The organism is Pseudoalteromonas sp. SR44-8 (assembly GCF_014163635.1).
GTDB classification, from domain to species: domain Bacteria; phylum Pseudomonadota; class Gammaproteobacteria; order Enterobacterales; family Alteromonadaceae; genus Pseudoalteromonas; species Pseudoalteromonas rhizosphaerae.
Window position 1 is genome coordinate 38125 of sequence record NZ_JACJDS010000019.1, and the last position, 19713, is coordinate 57837.

At 40.1% G+C, this 19713-nt stretch carries 18 protein-coding genes and 1 pseudogene; 10 read left to right on the forward strand and 9 right to left on the reverse strand.

Annotation, left to right across the window (positions count from 1 at the left end):
* The first annotated feature begins 77 nt into the window (after positions 1-77).
* The gene (locus tag H5183_RS11200; protein ID WP_182731716.1) at positions 78-2318 is read left to right on the forward strand and encodes an Ig-like domain-containing protein; all 2241 of its coding nucleotides are present in this window, start codon (positions 78-80) and stop codon (positions 2316-2318) included.
* Between the two features lie 786 nt (positions 2319-3104).
* Here H5183_RS11200 and H5183_RS11205 read toward each other — a convergent pair.
* A pseudogene (locus tag H5183_RS11205) lies at positions 3105-4147 on the reverse strand (IS630 family transposase).
* 332 nt (positions 4148-4479) lie between these two features.
* Between H5183_RS11205 and H5183_RS11210 the strand changes: the two are divergent.
* Positions 4480-5073 (forward strand): hypothetical protein, encoded by a 594-nt coding sequence (locus H5183_RS11210; RefSeq protein WP_149980414.1) that lies wholly within the window; start codon positions 4480-4482, stop codon positions 5071-5073.
* Positions 5074-5076: 3 nt separating this feature from the next.
* Here H5183_RS11210 and H5183_RS11215 read toward each other — a convergent pair whose 3' ends face one another.
* Complete coding sequence (locus tag H5183_RS11215; protein ID WP_145242437.1) at positions 5077-5448, reverse strand: hypothetical protein; 372 nt, start codon at positions 5446-5448, stop codon at positions 5077-5079.
* Positions 5449-5544: 96 nt separating this feature from the next.
* Here H5183_RS11215 and H5183_RS11220 point away from each other — a divergent pair, with 96 nt between their 5' ends.
* Positions 5545-5988, forward strand: coding sequence for a TerB family tellurite resistance protein (locus H5183_RS11220; RefSeq protein ID WP_182731717.1), 444 nt, complete (start codon positions 5545-5547; stop codon positions 5986-5988).
* A 4-nt stretch (positions 5989-5992) separates the two neighbouring features.
* On the opposite strand, the gene H5183_RS11225 is transcribed toward H5183_RS11220, so the two are convergent.
* Positions 5993-7165: an MFS transporter gene (locus H5183_RS11225; protein ID WP_182731718.1), complete on the reverse strand. Its 1173-nt coding sequence runs from the start codon at positions 7163-7165 to the stop codon at positions 5993-5995.
* A gap of 75 nt (positions 7166-7240) precedes the next feature.
* Here H5183_RS11225 and H5183_RS11230 point away from each other — a divergent pair, with 75 nt between their 5' ends.
* Positions 7241-8047 carry a helix-turn-helix domain-containing protein gene (locus tag H5183_RS11230; RefSeq protein WP_182731719.1) on the forward strand — a complete coding sequence of 269 codons (807 nt, stop codon included), beginning with the start codon at positions 7241-7243 and terminating at the stop codon, positions 8045-8047.
* A gap of 59 nt (positions 8048-8106) precedes the next feature.
* On the opposite strand, the gene H5183_RS11235 is transcribed toward H5183_RS11230, so the two are convergent.
* Positions 8107-8676 carry an NADPH-dependent FMN reductase gene (locus H5183_RS11235; RefSeq protein WP_182731720.1) on the reverse strand — a complete coding sequence of 190 codons (570 nt, stop codon included), beginning with the start codon at positions 8674-8676 and terminating at the stop codon, positions 8107-8109.
* Between the two features lie 126 nt (positions 8677-8802).
* On the opposite strand from H5183_RS11235, the gene H5183_RS11240 reads away from it, so the two are divergent.
* Complete coding sequence (locus H5183_RS11240) at positions 8803-9699, forward strand: LysR family transcriptional regulator (RefSeq protein WP_145242443.1); 897 nt, start codon at positions 8803-8805, stop codon at positions 9697-9699.
* Positions 9700-9782: 83 nt separating this feature from the next.
* Here H5183_RS11240 and rsgA read toward each other — a convergent pair whose 3' ends face one another.
* Positions 9783-10832: a ribosome small subunit-dependent GTPase A gene (gene rsgA, locus H5183_RS11245; RefSeq protein WP_182731721.1), complete on the reverse strand. Its 1050-nt coding sequence runs from the start codon at positions 10830-10832 to the stop codon at positions 9783-9785.
* A 234-nt stretch (positions 10833-11066) separates the two neighbouring features.
* The gene (norR, locus tag H5183_RS11250; RefSeq protein ID WP_149980416.1) at positions 11067-12635 is read right to left on the reverse strand and encodes a nitric oxide reductase transcriptional regulator NorR; all 1569 of its coding nucleotides are present in this window, start codon (positions 12633-12635) and stop codon (positions 11067-11069) included.
* Positions 12636-12801: 166 nt separating this feature from the next.
* Between norR and H5183_RS11255 the strand changes: the two genes are divergently transcribed.
* Together H5183_RS11255 and hmpA are read left to right on the forward strand one after the other, a co-directional pair.
* Positions 12802-14034 (forward strand): NnrS family protein, encoded by a 1233-nt coding sequence (locus H5183_RS11255; protein ID WP_182731722.1) that lies wholly within the window; start codon positions 12802-12804, stop codon positions 14032-14034.
* A 10-nt stretch (positions 14035-14044) separates the two neighbouring features.
* A complete protein-coding gene (hmpA, locus tag H5183_RS11260) occupies positions 14045-15226 on the forward strand; it encodes an NO-inducible flavohemoprotein (RefSeq protein WP_182731723.1) in 1182 nt (393 codons plus the stop codon).
* 67 nt (positions 15227-15293) lie between these two features.
* On the opposite strand, the gene H5183_RS11265 is transcribed toward hmpA, so the two are convergent.
* A complete protein-coding gene (locus H5183_RS11265; protein WP_182731724.1) occupies positions 15294-15947 on the reverse strand; it encodes an endonuclease in 654 nt (217 codons plus the stop codon).
* A gap of 112 nt (positions 15948-16059) precedes the next feature.
* Complete coding sequence (locus H5183_RS11270) at positions 16060-16776, reverse strand: hypothetical protein (protein WP_182731725.1); 717 nt, start codon at positions 16774-16776, stop codon at positions 16060-16062.
* Positions 16777-16943: 167 nt separating this feature from the next.
* Between H5183_RS11270 and H5183_RS11275 the strand changes: the two genes are divergently transcribed.
* Entirely contained in the window at positions 16944-17324 is a 381-nt protein-coding gene (locus tag H5183_RS11275) for a hypothetical protein (protein ID WP_145242456.1), read from the forward strand.
* Here the strand turns inward: H5183_RS11275 and H5183_RS11280 are convergent.
* Positions 17321-17764, reverse strand: coding sequence for a PaaI family thioesterase (locus H5183_RS11280; RefSeq protein WP_149980420.1), 444 nt, complete (start codon positions 17762-17764; stop codon positions 17321-17323). The two genes, H5183_RS11275 and H5183_RS11280, sit on opposite strands and share 4 nt — an antisense overlap.
* 121 nt (positions 17765-17885) lie before the next feature.
* On the opposite strand from H5183_RS11280, the gene H5183_RS11285 reads away from it, so the two are divergent.
* Positions 17886-18680, forward strand: coding sequence for a hypothetical protein (locus H5183_RS11285; RefSeq protein ID WP_149980421.1), 795 nt, complete (start codon positions 17886-17888; stop codon positions 18678-18680).
* 74 nt (positions 18681-18754) lie between these two features.
* A complete protein-coding gene (lexA, locus tag H5183_RS11290; protein WP_145237778.1) occupies positions 18755-19372 on the forward strand; it encodes a transcriptional repressor LexA in 618 nt (205 codons plus the stop codon).
* Positions 19373-19713: the final 341 nt, after the last annotated feature.

Genomic DNA, 19713 nt, shown 5'->3' on the forward strand with positions numbered 1-19713 from the left:
TTAATTTACAGCATTACATTTTTTTGTTTTATGGGTACAATCCACAATATACTAACGATAAAAATCAGGTGAATTACGTGAATTGTAAGTTGCAAAGAAATTTTTGGGCGCTTTTAGCCGCTGTTTTAATGATTGCAGGGTGTGGAGGTGACTCGGAAACTCCCGTTGAGCAGCCATTAACGGTTTCAATAGATGGTCCAAAAAGTGTATCGGAGGATGACGGGTTTACCTTACAAGCCAATATAAATAAAAGTGACACTGGTGTTGTGGTGCATTGGTATGACTCTGGAAGAAGCCTTATCAGTGAAGAGGCTACATTGAACATAGAGCCATTCGATGTAACAGAGGATACCACTGCAGTGTATAAGTTGTACGTTGCTCATAATGGACAAGAAGTTGAGACTGAACATACAATTGAGGTAAAACATCGTATTAATGTTGAAAAGAAACCACAAGATGCGACAAAGACGGTTTTATTATTACAAAATTTATTGCTGGAAGAAGCGCAAACTTTAAGTAATCAACTATTAGCAAAGCTTGATGGCGAGGAAATAGAGCTAGAACAAGTGTGTGAAAATGGGGGCTTATATACACTTTCATATTTGGATAATGATGATTCCAGCACGATTACAGAAGGGGATGTGTTACAGCAATCTTTTCAGGATTGCTCGGATAATTATCGGAATGCATTAAGTGGCCTCAGAATAGTCACGATTTTAGACGCTGATTTACAAAATGGCATCATTGAGTTTAGTGTCAATAATGATGATATTGAAACCTTGGAAAGTACTTACTCATATAATGAGCTAATGACGTTTAAGGGAAGTTACTCAACTCGCTTTGCATATTCACCTAGCATTCGAACCATAGCTATAACTGTAGATGAAAAACTCCAAGGAAAAGCCTTAAAGCCGTTTAGTTATGATGAAACTTTTTATTACGTCAATATTAAAGAATTAACGATAGAGAAGGTAATTGATTTTAATACAGCAACATACAGCATAAAAACCAATGGTACTGTTGATGATACAAATTTGAATGGTGAATTCAGCTTTTCTCAAGAAGATGCTTGGTATGGGTATTTTATGGAATATCCACATAAGGGCTCTATTAAAGTTAGCTCAGAAAAAGAGTCGATACTACTAGCCAGTAATTTTGTTTCAGATTCTGATAAGTTAAACATTAGCTATGGTGAAGAACAGCTCCAGCTTCATTGGTCCACCTTCCTGCCCGAAGCTATGTCTACGTTTAATATATATAACAATATCAGAGCATTTCGTGCAGATAATTTTGATCGAGTACTTGATCCTGGAAGTGTTAATAATAATTCAGTTCAGTTGGATGGCCCCGTACCTCTAATTTTTTCAAGACCTGTAGCAGCTGACACTTCTGCTTCTGTATATTTCCAAACTCAATCAGGGTACGACCATATCAATATTCCTGGTAGAGTTGAGGTTGCTGGCGCGCTAATAAATATTTACCCAGAACAACCATTAAAGGCTGATACAGACTATGATTTACAGGTTTCAGGTATTACAAGTGTCACAGGGCAGGAGCATAATTGGATATTTTTAGATATAAAAACAACAGATAGTATTATTCCTAATTTAACAAGCTCCAATTATTTCTATCAAGACAATCAATATCCTACGTTGAGTGTTGAGGACAGTATTTTAAATAAAGGGCAGGTTCTATCTTATCAATGGGTTGATTTAAATGGTGTAGGCATTGAATTTGATGACGAAAATGCAGTTTCTACAAGTTTTAGTCTACCAGAAGTTGTTGAATCAGATATCACTATTGAAGTGATACTTACTAATGACTTAGGTGAGCGTGCAAAGGAAAGAATAACTTTGCAGTATTTGCCTTACTCAGGAACGTACCTTTTTATAGATGGTATTAAAGATGATTATGTTAGCTTAGGGAAGAAGATCATAGAGACGCAGGCAACAGGTGATTTTTCTGTGTCGCGTGATTCAAATGATCAATCCCACTTAGAGTTTCTATTTGAAAGTGATGAAAGTAATTGGAGTTTAAATCTAAAAGCCCCTGGTGATGCAAGCTTGTCTGTTGGAGAGTATTTAAATGCTACCCGTTACCCTTTTCAAGGTGAATCGTCGGCTGGTTTAGATCTCTCTGGGGAGCATAGAGGATGTGGTAGGCTTTATGGGCAATTTGAGATTTTTGAGTTAGAAGAGAACTCTAAAAATGAAGTCCAAAAACTGGCTGTAAATATTACGCAGAGTTGTGAGAGCAGTGAATCTCCAGAATTAAAGGGCTATATTCGATTTAATTCAGCAGTGCCTTTGAATCCATAATTATAAATAATGAAACGCGGCTCAGGCCGCGTTTTGAATGGAAGTTAACGCATTAGCCAGCCATCAGCCATTTCTTCTATTGTGACTTCATTAGATGTTTCATTTTCACCGTATCCTTGTGAACTTAAAATGTATTCAACACTGCAAGAGTAAACGGTTTTACTTTTCAATACAGTTGTTTATTGAGAGGTTTTCAATTGTTGAATGCAGAGATAAACAAGTAGAGATTTTTAGATGGGTATGTATCCTTCCCACCGGACAAACCTTGTATTGATTTAACAAGTTCAAGCTTCCCATTCATTGTATCTTCAATACCTGAACTGCTAGGTCCTCCGCAGGAGGTAAGAAGCCTTGAAACCGTTATTGCAAAAGCCGAATTTACAAAGTGTTTTTATTTTTAATTATATTTATCAATTGATTGAGTGTTTATTAGTAATGTAGCATGAAAACCATACTGCTTTGCCTTTTGTACAAAACATACAAATTAAATAATTCCAGGGGCTAGTCTTTTTATACTATATGATGTGTTTATTAATACATATAAGCAATAGCGAAACCTAGCAAAGCAAGTATGCAGCAAATAGTCATATTAATTGTTTTAAGTTTTTTAAATTGGCTAATTTTTGGAGCATCAATGGTCGATAAAAAGCCATTTTTTAGTGATTCATGTAAGTTAGTAGCAATAGCGGAGCGTGAAGTATTACCTAGTGTATTTTGAGCTAACTGCTGCCACCGGGTTTGGTATGTCTGCGCTAAGTGTGTAAGTAATACCAATCTGCATAAAGATTAAGTCAATTTGATCCAGTCTCTAGAGTATATGCTTTTAACCGTATCAGGAACGGAAATGAATTTATTCCACGCTTGCGAAACCTGTTCGACAATTTCTTCATAACCACTAAACACACGATTAGATAAACAGTGTTGCCGTATCCAACTCTATACTTGCTCTATTGGATTTAACTCCGGGGAGTAAGGCGGAAGTTTTATTAGCGTGACATTATTGAATGGTTGTACAGTATCAATAGTATGCCAACCAGCGCCATCAACAATCACGACCGCATGACGTCAGGCCTCCGTGGCTTTTGATATTAATTCCATGTGTTGCGTCATGACCTCTTTATTGACGATAGGGCTGATCAGCGCTTCTGTTTTACCATTACTTGGGCACACTGCACCAAATAAGTATCCATACTCAAACTGCTGTTGTTTTGTTGCGCGAGGCCTCGAGCCTGTTTCAGCCCATAAGCGTGTTGTTTGATTTTATTGTCCAAACCGTGCTTCATCTTGAAACCAAACATCAATGCGCTCTAAAGGGAGATGTCCTGGGGTGTGAAGGATCGTTTCCACTTGGAACTTTTTTAAAAGCCTCTTGGCTTTCTTTTGACTGCTTTGACTGCTTTGGGTGCATAGAACGGCTTGTGATCCAGCGAAACCGACGCTTCTTGAGCAGTTTGTAAATATGATCGGTGTGATATCTAATGTTGAACTGGTCATAAATATACTGAGCAATATCTTCCCCCCATTAGTCTGCCTCCTTCTGAAGAACTTGCTGACTGTTTTACATAATCTGACAGTGTATTTAGTTGTTGTGAGGTTAATTTAGCTGGACGACCTTTAATCGGTTTGTTGTTCAAGCCAGCAACGCCATTGTTAAGGTAGTTTGAAACCCATTTAATGACACTGCCGCGCGCTGTATTTAGGCGCTTAGCAATATTCGTTCTGTTTTCACCCTCAAAGAATAATGAAACAGCAAGCAGGCGTATGCGCTTTCTTGCATTAGGCTCTTTACGTGATAAAGCTAAAAGTTGCTTGGATTTTTCTAAGTTCAATTTAGTAAAAGTAGATAAGTATCAGTGTGCTAATTAGATCACATAATTTGGCAGATTGGTATAATGTGTTATATTTTCGATCTTCTATAATGAATAGCGCACAAATTAAGATAAACGCCACTATAGGATAATTTCCTATATTAACCCTCTTAATTGATTCTCTTTAAAAACATAAATAGTTTTAGACTCAAGTGCAATTGTTTACGTTTTATTTATTTTTAAGCTCGTAAACTTTGCTTATTTAATCTATAGCCAAAAACCACTCACCGCGATTACTTCCTTTGTATTTATTAACACGCTAAGCTGCAACTTTATATTTTTAGGAACATGCTATGAAATTATTAACTGCGGCAACTTTATTGCTGGCGTCTACGGCGGCGTTTGCTCGCCCTGCGCCTTTGGTATCTATCCCAACTCATGATGGCTTTTTTGATAATATTGCCGCCTATTGTGGTAAAGCTTTTGAGGGTAAAGTAACGGTTGATAATGCCACTGGTCCTAGCTCGTTTGCGGGTAAAAAATTAGTCATGCATGTTCGTAAATGCACTGATAGCGAGTTACAAGTACCGTTTCATGTAGGTGATGATGCATCACGTACGTGGATCATTACCAAAACCGGTAGTGGTTTGAGTTTAAAACACGATCATCGCCATCAAGATGGGACTGATGATGTATCGACTATGTACGGTGGTCATACGGTTGATGCTGGGTTTGCTAACGTGCAGTCGTTCCCTGCGGATCAGTATTCAAAAGAATTGTTTGTTAGCCAAGGTATTCCACAATCTATCGGTAATACATGGCAGATGTATATTTACCCTGAAAAGTTTACTTATCGTTTAATTCGCCAAGGCCGCGAGTTTCGCGTTGATTTTGATTTAACAAAACCAATTACACCACCGCCAGCGCCTTGGGGTTATAAAGACTAAAGATTAGTCTTTGCTGGGCTTTGTCTCACATTGTAGTAATACCGTTAAAGGCGGCTGATAGGCGCGGGGTTTGGTTGGGAAACGATCATACTCTTGTACACCATCAGTCACTTTTAGCATAAACGGATTACCACGGCATAAACGATCAGCATGGCGCAATAAAAATACACTTTGATTTTTAAAGTGCTGATAGTCGTCAGATTGAATTTCTAGATGATAGTTATTTGCGTCTAATTTTGTTTGGTAATAATGGACTTTTTCATCAAAGTCATAGAGTTTTTCGGTTTCACCTTTTTCTGCTAATACCGCATTACTGCCTATTAATAGTGCCAGTGCACTGATAATTACTAGCCTATTTGCTGTTTTTCCTTTCATAAACCTTTAACTCCATTATTGTATTGAGCGCACTATTTAATTACAGTGATGCAACGAGTTATGCTGTAAGTCTAACACCCAAAAAGGGAAAATGTGATGTTCAAACAAATAAAACAACTATTTTCAGCTTTTGATGAGCAACCAGCTCAGCTGCAAGAGCATGATTTGAAAACGGCTGTAGCGGCATTATTGATTGAAGTCATGCGTGCTGATCGCGAGCAGCAAGACGATGAATTGAAAACGTTATCTCTGACTTTAAAAAAGTATTTTAATTTGAGTGATGAAGACGTTAGTGAGCTAATGCAAAGCGCAGGAAAAAGTTTGGATGACGCGATTGATTACTTTCAGTTTTCTAAACAAATTAATGATCAATGCAGCGCAGAGCAACGCATTGAAATTATAGAGCTGCTATGGCGCTTAGCGTATGCCGATGGTGAGTTAGATCCGCAAGAAGAGTATGTAATTCGCCGTGTTTCTAACTTGTTGTATGTCGCGCATGAGGATTTTATCGCTGCCAAGTTGGCAGCGACAAAGCTGTAAGATATTAAGCAATACTTTTAATGCGTTGAAGATGCCCAGTAATAAACTGGCTGAACAGTAATGAACATGCTGCTAACGCTGCGCCGAAATAAAAGACTAATACTTGGTCGTATAGCCAAACTAAACCAAAAGCAGCAGGGATGATAACTGCGGCAATATGATTAATGGTAAAACTGACCGAAGCTGTTGCGGCAATATCTTCAGGTCTAGCTATCTTTTGAAAGTAGGTTTTTAAGGCAATAGCCATGGCAAAAAAGAGATGATCAACGACATAGAGGGCTGCTGCGAATAGTGGAGACTCAACTAGTGCGTAGCCAATAAATACCAGTATTAAGCCGCTGTATTCAAGAGTTAAGGTTTTTTGCTCGCCGATGCTACTAATCATCTGCCCTATTTTTGGAGCAATAAAAATATTAATAACATGATTTAGCATATACAAGGCGGTAATTTGGGCAACATCAAAGCCAAATTTTTCGACCATTAGAAAGCCTGCAAACACCATGAATATTTGCCTGCGCGCGCCTGAGAAAAACAAGAGTAGATAGTACAAGCTATACTCTTTGCGCAAGATGATTTTTTTGTGTTGTATTGAATTAATTTTAAAACTTGGGAACGCTAAAACTAATACCGCTGTTAATATAAGCCCACCCCCACCGAGTACAAAATAGAGCGCTTTATAGTCAGTGGCTAAATAAGTAACACTCAGCCAGATGGACCCATAAGCGAAGAGTGAAGCGATTGACTTTATTGAGAGTAATTTACCTAATTTGAGAGGCGCTTCTTGTTTATTAAACCATTGTAGGCTTAAAGATTGGTTGATGGTTTCAAAGTAGTGATAGCCTATCGACATTAATACAGTGGTGGCATACAAGCCATAAACAGTGGGGAAAAACCCTGTAAGCGCGATTCCAATCGATAATAGGCACAGGCTGATCAGCGCAACTGTTTGTTCTTTTAATACGAGTAAAATAAATACGGCTGTAAAAGCTAAAAACCCCGGTATTTCACGTAAAGATTGCAACATGCCCATGTTGGCGCCAGTAAAATTAGCCGCCTCTATTGCAAAGTTATTAAGTAGCGCCATCCAACCAGAAAAGGTGATCGCCATTATAGCAGTGGCTAATGCTAAAAAATTGAACGGCGACTGCCAGGTTTTGGCTCCAGTTTGTTCTTTCATTTTTTTCCTAAGTACATTTGTTGATATTGCAGCCCCTAGTGTAAGATGTTTTTAAAATGGCCAAAATAGCATAGTATGACACAAAGTTTATCTGATCAGACAAATTGCTGGGTGAGTATCAAATCACGCTTTAAGCGCACTAAGCTCGATAGGCCTATTCACCCAAGGGCAGGCCCAATGCCGCCTTGGCAGCATGTGCAAACTCATCAGCATACATGGGGGCAGTTAGCTTATGCCAGCAGAGGGGTCTTGACGGTGGCTACTTCACAAGGGCGCTTTGTTGTTCCGCCAAATCAAGCAGTGTGGTTACCACCGCATTTGCCTCACGAGACCTTCTGCCGTTACGGCGGTCAATTTAGCAGTGTCTATATTGATACGTCTTACGTTGCACGTTTGGGCTTGAACGCGAAGGTACTGCATATTGATGACTTATTAAAAGCAATGGTTTTAATGATTTGTAGTTGGCCAGAAGACTATAATCTAGACGCACGAACTATGCGGTTTATTGATGTATTTATTGATTGTTTAGAGTGCGCGCCAACAAGTCAATTTTTTATACCAACAGCGCAAGATAACCGTTTGACGCCAATTTTAAGTGAACTACATGCACATCCTGGATGCCATAAAACGCTTGAGCAATGGGGGCTTGAAGTTGGTGCATCGAGTCGAACATTAAATCGCTTATTTAATAAAAGTTTTTCTATGAATTTTAGCCAGTGGAAGCAAAAGCTTAGAGCATTACGCGCGGTCGAAATGTTGGAGAGTGGTCACTCTCAACAATATATTGCACAGCAGCTTGGGTTTGAATCAAGCTCGGCATTTAATACTGCTTTTAAAAAAACATTAGCAACAACGCCGGGCCAGTATCTTAAAAATAGATAATGTGCCAACTGTTTAACGTTAGCGCTGGCTTTTATTAAATATTCATCTCGAAATAGAGGTTATTTATTAAGTTTGCTGGCTAAGCTGACAAGCTGCTGAGCAAGGCCTGCAATTCGTTCTGCTGTCACAGGGTCACTAATGCGGCCATTTTCATCAAGCAAAGTGTGAATTGCAGGTACGGCAAGTTGATCTGCCAATACCAAGCTGCCGATACCCGATAAAATATCGCGAACGTGATTTAGACCACGCAAGCCACCTAAGCCTCCCGGTGATGAGGCGTATAAAGCCGTTACCTTGTTACGAAATGCTGGAACTGCGCCTTGCTCAGTACGTGATGCCCAATCAATGGCATTTTTTAGTACCGCGGTAATTGAACCGTTATATTCAGGGCTGGCAAGTAAGATGCCATCTGCAGCGCGTAGTTTGTCTTTTAATAACTGAGCGCCTACTGGTGTGCCTTGCGCTTCAACGTCTTCGTCAAACATGGGTAAGTTTAGATCTGCCAGTTTAATTACTTCAACTTCTGCACCGCTTTCTAATGCAAAGCGGGCTGCTTCATTGATCAATTTTTGGTTAAAGCTGTCTTTACGTAAGCTGCCTGCTAAGGCAATAATTTTTGGTGCTGTCATGGTGGTCGCCTTCAATAACGTAGTTGGGTTTGCCTGTTAACTACTTTAGCAAATATTTACTTGCAGAAAAGCCAAATAAACGCAAAACTTATGTGCATATACGCACAGTTAAGGTTAAGGGCAGGTATGGCGATTCAATTTGATGACTGGCAAGATGTAAAAGTAGCCTATGAAGTTGCGCGGTTAGGAACGTTAACAGCGGCGGCTGAAAAGCTCAACGTTCATCACAGTACGGTACTTAGGCGCATTAATAACCTAGAGCAAAGTTTAAATGCACGTTTATTTCATCGTCATGCCCGGGGTTATAAAGTAACTGAGATTGGCGCTAAACTCTTTACAGCAGCGCAGTCTATTAATAGTGAACTTGAACGCTTACACAATGATATTATTGCCGCAGATAGTACTTTGCGTGGTAGTTTATTGCTTACAACGGTCAGTGGTTTTATTGATGTACTGAGTGATGTGTGTGAACAATTTCAAAGTTTACATCCGCAAGTGCAGCTGGAAGTGATACTTGATCAAAACCGGTTACGTCTTGATCACGGCCAAGCACATATAGCGGTACGCGCAGGTCCTCGTCCTGATGAAGGTGATTATATCGCCCAGCATTTGGCGCATTTGTCGTCAGGATTTTATGCATCAAAGCGTTATATTGATAAGCATGGCGTGCCAAAAAGTATTAAGCAATTGCCGTTGCATAATTTTGTTTCGGGGGTGGCCGGCTATAATGGCAAAGTGCCTTATTTTGTTTGGGTTGATGAAAATATACCAACTTCACAAGTGAAATTACGCGTGTCTGAAACCTCAGAGGCAACCCGTGCGATTGTTAAAGGCTTGGGAATTGGCGGGATGCAGCATGACGTGGCGGCGCAGTATGCTGATTTAGTACCAATACTAGCGGATGAACTGAGTTGGCCAACGGATTTATGGCTAGTAACCCATCACTTAGTGCACCGAACAGCTAAGGTACAGGCGTTCAGTCAGCTTTTAAAAGCGTATTTTAAGGAGCATAAGCTCGCGTAATTTAGCTGGTTAATCTTTCTATCAGCAAAAACGTGGCTAAACAGTATTTAGCCACGTTTTGTTTAACGACTGAGAAAAATTAATTAACGTCCTTTTAAATTACGCATGTCTGCTTGTACGTTACGATAAAACCGACCTAAGCTTCTATCTTGGCTACGTAATTGCGCAAGGCTCTGAGTATTGCGTTGCTGCTCTTTTAACAGTTTTTGATAATTAGTGATACGCCGCTGCGTTAATAAGCCTTTTTGTAACGCAGCTAGCACCTGACAACCGGGTTCTAGCTGATGACTACAATCGGCAAATCGACACTGCTGCGCCAGTTCACTTATATCGTTAAAAGTAAGCTCTACACCTTGTTGACAGTCACTTAGTTGCAGCTCTCGTATGCCGGGAGTATCGAGTAACAGCGCTCCTACGTTAAGAACATGCAATGCTCGATGAGTCGTGGTGTGGCGACCTTTGCTGTCGTCCTCACGAATTGCACCAGTGTCACTTAGCTGCTGTTCACATAAGCTATTAACTAAGCTGGATTTACCTACACCCGAAGACCCAACAAAAGCTAATGTTTGACCTTTGCCGCACCATGGCATTAATTGCTCAACACTGCCACGCTCTAATGCATTAACAGACAGCACGGTTAAGTGATTATCAAGCGCTGTTAGTTGTGCTATATGTTGCTCTGGCTCTGCACATTGATCGCGTTTGGTCAGTACAACAACGGGTAAACACTCACTTTGATATGCTAACGCTAAGTAGCGTTCAAAGCGGCTTAGATTGAAATCTTGATTATGCGAGCTGACAATAAACAAAGTATCAATATTAGCGCCAATAAGCTGTTCACTTAATTTACTTCCCGCACTTTTGCGACTGAGCAATGTTAAGCGCTCAAGCAATCGGGTAAACAGCCAGTGTTCGTTGTGTTGCGTAAGTAATATCCAGTCACCCACAGTTAAGGGGGGATGATCTGAATTTACCAATACCTTGTGGCAACCCTTCTCACTCTGTACAACAAAGTGGTCGCGATGGTAGGTAATGATCCGTGCAATCAGTGTGTGCTCTAAATCATTGAGCGTAAGCTGTTGTTGGAAAAATGCGCGCCAACCCAGTTGGCTTAAACTTAAATTAGTATTCATATAACCCCATTACTGCAAAGAGTAAAAATAACAAAGGGGTTTGCTGTTAAATTTTAGCTATCAACAGCGCCCCGGCTAATGGCCGGGCAAAACTTAATATTAAAAAATAAAATTAAGCACTTACTTGCCCAGCAAGGGGGTTTAATACAATCATCAAATATCTCCTGTTTAGATGTTTATTGTGGTTTTACACCAGTTGGCACTATAGCCAAGTTTGGGTGTATAAAATACACATTAAATAGATTTTTTTACTGTAATACCGAGACGTTTGGCTAATCGCACTAAGTTAGCGCGATCAACTTTTAATGTTCGTGCTGCACTGGCCCAGTTGTAATTATGTTGTTCTAGCTGTTGGCTGATTAAATGCTGAGTAAATGTATCCGTTGCTTGTTTGAGCGAGAAATTTTGTTTATTTATGTTATTGTTATCGGCAGTTGTTAATGCGACAGGCGCTGGGTTATTTGTACTTAGGTTAAGTTCACAATGAGCAGGTTCAATAGTAATTATTGCTTGCTGCCACTGGCTTTGTTTGGCTTTTAATGCTGCACGGCTGATCACATGCTCAAGTTCTCGCACATTTCCCGGCCAGTCATATTGAGTGAGTAGTAGTTGCGTTTCGACGCTGAGTTTGAGTTGTTTGATAGCTAGCTTACGGGCTGTTCTTTCAACAAAGTAACCTGCAAGTAGAATTACATCGTTTTCGCGTTGTTTAAGTGGCGCAACGTTGAGCGGGTAAACACTTAACCGATGATATAAATCGGCTCGAAAACGCCCTTGAGCGACTTCGTTTTTTAAATGCCTGTTTGTAGCCGCAATAACCCTTACATCGACGTATTTTACTTCATCTTCGCCAACCGTTTGGATTTCACCACTTTGTAAGACGCGCAATAGTTTACTTTGCATGGCAAGTGGTAGTTCACCAATTTCATCTAAAAATAAGGTGCCACCATCAGCCAGCTGAAACTTGCCTTGACGTGCATTATGGGCGCCGGTAAATGCGCCTTTGGCGTGGCCAAAAAATTCACTTTCGGCGAGGTTCTCTGGTAATGATGCACAATTCAAGTGAATTAACGGCATTTCGCTACGCTTTGAATGAAGATGGATATTGCGTGCTACTAGCTCTTTACCTACCCCGGTATCACCTTGGATCAAGACACTAAACTCAGAAGCCGCCACTAGTTTTATATCGCTTCGAAGGGCTTGCATGGCCGTGCTTTGGCCGATGATCTCTGCACCATCGCGGGTAAGCGCTTCGCGGTTTAGCTCTTGCACTAAAGCGCTACTATGTTGCGCGTGGTTTTGATATTGCTGCAGTTTTAATACAGTTTGCAAATGCGCGGTGCAAAGCGTACCTAGTTGAGTAAATAGCTCAAGGTCAAAACTGTCGAATGCATTTGCATCGAGACTGTCGAGGGTGATCACACCGAGTAAGTTATCTTCGCTATCAAGTAGGGGGATGCCTAAGCAAGCATGAACAGGGATATCGCCAGTTTTGCTCGATAGTAAACCGTCGTACGGATCAGGAATTGGGCAATCATGGGCAAACTGTAATGGTTGCTTAGCGTTGCAAATGGCATGTAAACGTGGATGCTCGTTTATTACAAAGCGTCGTCCTAGGGTGTCAGGCGTCAGTCCATGAATAGCTTGTGGTTTTAACACATCGCCTTGTAAGGTAAGCAGTGCAATAGCGTCACTGGGTATTACTTGCTTGATACACTGAATTAACTGCTGAAAAGGCTGCTTTTGGTCGCTCACTTTAGCAAGCACAAGGGCGACATTAAGTAAGCTTTGTTTATCTGCCATGTCAAAATGACTCAAATGTGTTTTTATCTTATTTAAAGGTGAGTCATAAAGACTTTTTTGTCAATAGTAAAATAGTTAATATGTTGAATAATAAGCAGTTTGAATCTTGGCTCGGCTTGTGCAGTAGCGTGTTATAAATACCTAGATAGATAAGTCTAATACGCTGATGCGAGCAATCAATTTAACCGAACCAATGCCCAAAAAAGTGCGTTTTTATCAAGTCAGTCAATGGCCGTTATGGATGTTAGCATTTCGGCCCTACTTTTTAGGAGCTGGCTTATTGGCCGTTTTGTCGATTAGTTATTGGTTACTCATTTTAACAGGCCATGCCAGATGGCAATTGACTATGCCAGCAACACTTTGGCATGCCCATGAAATGATGTTTGGCTTTGCAGGCGCTGTAGCTGTGGGGTTTTTATTAACCGCAGCACAAACTTGGAGCGGGGTTGCGAGTATTAATGGTCGTAAATTGATGTTGCTAACCCTAGTGTGGCTAGCAGCTCGTGTTGCGTTTTTTATTACCAGTGCAGGTATTGAAAACTTTAGTTTATATGCGGTGTTATTGTTCCAATTGCTTTGGTGGTTAGGTGCAGTTATGGCGCTGGCTAATATGCTCCTTAAAGCTGGCAATAAAAATAACTACCAATTTTTACCGATGCTAAGCGCATTGTGTGTGCTCAATATTATTTATTTATGCTTAGCAATACAACAAAACATGCTACTTGCATTGGCAGTCGCCGATACCGCAGTACTAGTAATGACCTTACTTGTCGGTGTGGTGGCTGGGCGGGTATTACCTTTTTTTACTGCTCGTGGTCTTGGTTTAGCGGAGCAAGTGCGTACTCCTCGTTTAGATAAAGTGCTGCTTTACAGCTCATTATTTGCTGTCGCGCTTTATTTTATCAGCCAATTATTTATAGCAAGCGTTAATCCTGGTTGGGCATTGGCTGTTGTTGCTGTAGTGCATTTAAGTCGCTCATTGTTGTGGTGGAATAATCAAATGCTCAAAGTACCACTGTTATGGTCGTTGCACTTCTCCTATCTAGCTCTTGGGCTTGGTTTAGTATTGCTTGCGCTGAGTTTTTACAGCTCGGTTATTTTGTTTAAAGACGCGCTGCATATGATCACTATAGGTACGATTGGCATGATGATCTTAGCGATGATGACGCGGGTATCTCATGGTCATACTGGCCGCCCTTTAACTATTCCTCACTTTATGGCTGTGGCATTTGCTTTAGTGTTTATTGCAGCAATTATTCGTTCGTTATTACCTGTTGTTATTGGGCCACACATCGCATGGCAGCTGAGTGCTGTACTGTGGATCGTGGCATTTTTATTGTTCTTATTCCACTGTATTCCTATTTTAACGCGGCGTCGTGTTGATGGGCGTCGTGGTTAAAGGAAGTTGTATGTTATCTGATAAAACCATTGAAATAGTAAAAAGCACAGCGCCTTTATTGGCGCAGGCGGGCACCGTTGTCACGGAGCATTTTTATAACCGGCTGTTTAGTCATAACCCTGAGCTGCAGGATATTTTTAATATGACCAATCAACGTAGTGGCCGTCAGCAATTTGCATTATTTAATGCCTTGGCTGCGTATGCTCAAAATATTGATAATTTAGCCGTATTAAAAGAGGCGCTGGCACGCATTAATCATAAGCATACCAGCATGCATATTTTACCTGAGCATTATCCAATAGTTGGCGGACACCTGATTGGCACTTTAAAAGAATTGCTCCCTGAGCAATTTACAGCTGAAGTTGAATATGCATGGCGTGAGGCTTACGCACTACTTGCTGATATTTGTATTACCGAAGAAGCGGCGCTATACGAGCACAGTAAAAATAACCACGGTGGCTGGTCGGGTACTAGAGCATTTGTTATTGCTAAGAAACAGCCTGAATCAGAGTTAGTAACCAGTTTTACTTTAGTGCCAGTCGATGGTAAAGCGGTAATGACTCATAAACCAGGGCAGTATTTAGGTATCAAAGTAAAACCAGCTTATGCACAGTGTAGTGAGATACGCCAATACTCTATTTCTCAGCAAAGTAATGGTGAAAATTACCGTATTAGCGTGAAAAAAGAGTTATTGCCAGCAGCGGGGATTGTATCTAATTATTTGCACTCACTTGATGAGGGCAGCGTTGTGGAGCTTTATCCACCGGCTGGAGACTTCTTTTTACGCGCAAATAAAAAACCTGTGGTATTAATTTCTGCGGGCGTTGGCCAAACACCGATGCTGGCAATGCTACAAACATTATTATGTGATACATCGAATCAAGCGGTCACCTATTTACACGCCTGTGAAAATATCCTGCAGCATTCATTTAGTCAGTTTTTGGCAGAGCAAGCCGCGGCGCATACTCGATTAAATTACTACACTTGGTTTAATCAAGGTGGCGAGGGAGCTGAGTTTACTGGATTGATGAATGTCAGCGCTGTTGCTGAGCAGCTACCGCTTGAAGAAGGTGATTTCTACATCTGTGGCCCAACGGGGTTTATGGCTGCAATTAAACAGCAATTACTCGTATTAGAAGTTGCTGCTGAGCGTATTCACTACGAGGTGTTTGGCCCACATCAAGATATTTAATGACGAAACTAAATGTAGGTTTTAAGTGAAAAGGCGCGAAATGCGCCTTTTTTATGGTTTTGGCTATTTAAAGTACAGCATTGCTATTTTTCGCTGCCAAAGCTTGGTTTTGCCATGCGGTAAATAATTTTTTTTGCTTGTCGGAAATTTTTAAACCATAGGTTTTTTGCATATAAAAATAAGCATCGGCAATGCGTTTTCGTGCATAAAAGGGCGGCTCTACCACACGCTGTTTAAAATCTACCTTTACTTGGCAGCGACCATATTGGCTTGCATTACCTGCAATCATGCCAAAGCTATAATTAGAGCGGTCTGCGTTTATTTCACCAATTGCCGGAGCGAGATTATTTATATCAGCTTCCATTTTCCGAAATTGCGCACTGACTTTAATGCAATTTTTTCGGCCGCCATCTTGCCAGCATTGTAGCTGGTGACCAAATTCCCATGCAGACACAATATGTTCCCACTCAATCCGAGTTGCGCGCGCATTTGGTTTGCCTGAACGAGTAACCGCATTGCGAGGCACATAACCACATGCATTTGGGTCGGGCACCAGTTTTTTACCTTGGCGTTTAATATTACAGCCACAATAGAGGCTGGTGGCGTTATCAGGAAGGGTTTTGATGAGGTGTTTTTTTGCGCTGTAAAAACTGGTGAATTGTTCTGCATAAAGGTTAAAACTCACACAACACAATACCAGCGCAATAATTAAATGCGGCATATCCAATCACTTTAGTGAACTACAGGAAGCGCTAGTTTAGAGCGATTATTCAAAAAGTAAATCGCTTAACTGTGTGATGTAGTGGGAATTTTAACTCACCTACAAGGTAAGGTTAGCTACTTGGGCGACGGGAAGTACGTTTTCTAAAACGGATATTCTGTAGTAATAAAATAAAGCCAGTTAAACAAAACAATATGCTACTGGCTGCAAAACTAATTAATAATGGGTTATTAAAATCTTCACGTTGATCATAGTCCATTATGTGTAACATCCAGAAAAAATCGAAAATTCGCCAAATTGTGCTGCGAACAGTAATAACTTGGCCACTATCAGCGGATAAATATAGTGTGGTGTTAAACGTATCGTCAAAATTTACTTGCCAAATATTTTCTTTAAAGCCAACTTCGCGAGTACCTTTAGCTAGTTTGATCGCGTCTGTTACTTGCGCATTAATTAATAGATGAGCTTGGGCATTGGCAATAATTTGCGCTTTACTCGGTGCTACCAAAGGACTGCCAGTAACTCCGTTAAAGCTGTACTCACCGTTACTGTTGCTCACAATAATGGTAGGGATTGTTAAAAAGTGACTATAACTAATTTGTCTTGGTTGAGTAATTTGTGAAACGATATTATCAACTGAGGCTAGATAATCAGCTTGTTTGAATGGGTTATTTAATTGCCGCGCAGCTAAATGTTTACCGTGAACTTTTTCAAGCGGTATAGCACTCATAATTAAACCACCGAGTAACCATGCAAAAATTTGTAGCGCTAATAAGTAACCTAACCATTTGTGAAACTTACGCGCATGTTTAAAAATGCGTTTATCCATAGTGACTACCTGTTTGTTATTAGTGCGGTATTCTATAAATTATATTGAGTTTGCCAATGTGGCAAATTGTCGCATCAACAAAATAAAACTAGCTACTCTAGATTTGGTATATACGCAAAATTAGGTTAAAGTTTGCGTTGTTATTAACGCAGGGTAAAAATGAAACAATGTCGGAAATTCAATTTTTAAATGTAGATCTAGAGCTTGAATCAAAGCAAGATATTAGTTTGTTAGTTGCAGACTTAAAAAAAAGTGCTGTGGTTTTGCATTACGATAAAGATGAGTACCGTCAACTAGCACGTATTGAGTCTAATGAAGACGTTATCTCACCAGATAAAGCGATTAACCACTTATGTGAGTTAATTGAATCTTGCTCACGCAATGCATTAAAGCAGTGGTTATCATGCTCAAAGCGCACCTTTGATATTGGCTTTGAATCAGGCACTTCGCCAAAATGCTTTAATCAAGCGCTCAGTGCCGATACTTTATTGCGTATTTCTGCTATTGGCGCAGGTATTGAAATTACAATTTATCCACTTTCAAGTTAGCCTTTTCGCTCTACAATTGCTGCGGTCATTCTTGATACGCAGCACAGTTCTCCACGACTATTGGTGATTTTTATTTCCCATACGGATGTACGCTTGCCTAAGTGTAGTGGTGTTGCTATCGCGGTTAATATACCATTACGTGATGCTTTTAGATGATTGGCATTGATCTCCTGGCCAACACAATAAAACTTTGTAAAATCAACAGCAAAGTTTGCAGCATAACTCGCCACGGTTTCTGCAAGTACAACATTTGCGCCGCCATGCACCATACCCATAGGGTTATGATGAGCTGGGATCGCGGGCATCGTTGCTACTAAATAATCATCGCCTATTTCACTTATTTCAATGCCCATGGTTTTCATCAATGTGCCTTGACCACTTATGCCGTCATCAAGTTGCTTACATTGTGCTAGGGTGATCGGTTGATACCAAATACTCATCTGTCTACCTCACTAAGTTATTTACTAAATCAGTCTACACTTTTAAACATTTTCCTACAGTTAAGATCATAAAAATAGATAAAATGTACCTATATTATCTAACTGTTAATGGATCTTAAGGATGAAAGTAAAGGTATTTGGATGTGGTGCAATATTATTAATGAGCCTTGTTGCTCAGCCGCAGGCTGTTGCTAGTACCCAACATCAACTCGATATTGGTTTTACCGATTTAGCTGGTTTAGATGAATCTTTTTTAGGCGCACGATACCGATATTTTGCGCAAGATCTTGAATCTTTGACTGGTCCATACGAGCTAAAAGCGTATTTAAATCAAGTCAATAATTATGCTATTGGTGGGTTTGCTAATGATGATTTTAGCTATTTAAATGCCGATGCTGCCATCTATGGTCCCGCAGGATTAGTTATTAGTGCCAGCGCGCAGCGCCTCTGTGAGGATAATAGCTATTGGCAAAATACTGATTATTTAGTGAGTGCCGCTGTTGGTAAGCAAATGAATGAGCAGTTACAACTAGGGTTCAATGTATATTACAGTCGCTTAGAGCGCCATGATATGTGGTTTGGCAAAGATAATGAAAGAGTCGCGGTTGAATGGACTTATGCTCCTTATGTTCGTTGGACAAATATAGTTAGCAATCAAGGTTGGGATTTAGAGCTAAAGCAATTGGCAGGGCGTTATCGTTATGTGCAGGGGCAGGCGGTTTATTATGTAAATCAAGCATGGTCAGTGGGAGTCGTTGCCAATATTCGGAATCAGAAAAATCTAAAAGACAACTATGAACTGCAAACGCAATATTGGTTTAATCAACATGTAGCATTAAAGTTTGGTCTTGGATCTGCGCTTGATTCTGGAAGTGGTTTAAATAGTATGAGCTTGTTATTAACGGCGCGATTTTAAGCCAATTTATATTTGCGATTTTCAGATAACTGTATATACTCACAGTTAAATGTACTGTATGGAAAACCAGTTGTATGCGCCCATTAACGAATCGCCAAGCTCAAATTCTCGAACTTATTAAAGTTTTTATTAAAGATACCGGTATGCCGCCAACCCGTGCTGAGATTGCGCAAACGTTAGGTTTTAAAAGTGCTAATGCAGCGGAAGAACATTTAAAGGCATTAGCGAAAAAGGGCGTTATTAAAATGAAGCCCGGTGCTAGTCGAGGTATTCAGTTAGTTGAAGAGGATGAGCCGGAACAACTTGGTTTACCTCTAATAGGCAGAGTTGCCGCTGGTGAGCCTATTTTGGCAGAGCAGCATGTTGAAAGTCATTGCAAAATAGATCCACTCTTGTTTAAACCGGCTGCTGATTTTTTACTGCGTGTGCAAGGCATGAGTATGAAAGACATTGGTATTATGGATGGCGATTTATTGGCAGTACACAGCACTCAAGTTGCTGAAAATGGCCAAGTGGTGGTTGCCCGTGTTGATGACGATGTAACAGTAAAACGCCTTGAAAAAGCAGGTAAAAAAGTTTTTTTACATGCTGAAAACGATGAATTTTCACCGATTGAAGTGGATCTTGAACATGAATCTTTCAATATTGAAGGGTTAGCTGTTGGGGTGATCCGCAACGCTGATTGGATGTAAAATTTTTGATCTATATTTTGCACCAAATTGGTGAAGTTTGGTGCATTTAATTTTTTACCGCTTTAATGGCTAGATTTTATACTTAGCTATAGCGTCCTAAGCCCTATCAAATCTACTTGTCAGCTACTTTTAGCCCTCTAATATTATCCCTAATTACAAAATAACGCGCTGATTTTTAGCTGTTATTTATGCACCAAAAAAGAATTTAATTGCTCTTAAAACTTGCTAATTGTTCATTTTTTAACTAATTGGTTAATACACTGTGTTAACAGCTACTTTAAAAGTCTAACAATTTTGCTCAATAGCATAATTTAGGGTTGCGTTAATATTCAGTAACAATA